This window comes from Streptomyces alboflavus (assembly GCF_000716675.1).
GTDB lineage: Bacteria > Actinomycetota > Actinomycetes > Streptomycetales > Streptomycetaceae > Streptomyces > Streptomyces alboflavus.
On record NZ_JNXT01000154.1, the window covers coordinates 1 to 304 of the forward strand.

Annotated in this window: 1 protein-coding gene; it reads right to left on the reverse strand. The window is 66.4% G+C overall.

Translation table 11 applies throughout. The features are described from left to right. A partial coding sequence (locus tag OO63_RS41130; protein ID WP_033264994.1) for an AMP-binding protein occupies positions 1-304 on the reverse strand: 304 nt, incomplete at both ends.

Consider the following 304-nt stretch of genomic DNA (forward strand, 5'->3'; position numbering starts at 1 on the left):
TCTCGGTCTGGCCGTAGCCGTTGACGATCCGCACTCCCGGGAAAACCTCCCGGGCCCGCGCCACCAACGAACCCGACAACCCCTCACCCGCGAACACCAACGTGTCCACCGACACCCGGCCCGCGATCTCGTCCAGCAACTCCGCGAACACCGAAGGCACCGAACTGATCACACCACCCGACCAGGACTCCCGCTCCCCCAGCTCCAGCACATCACGCACCACCTCGACCGTGCCGCCCACCGCAAGCGTCGTCACGATCTCGAACACCGACACATCGAAGTTCACCGACGTCGCGGCGAGCGT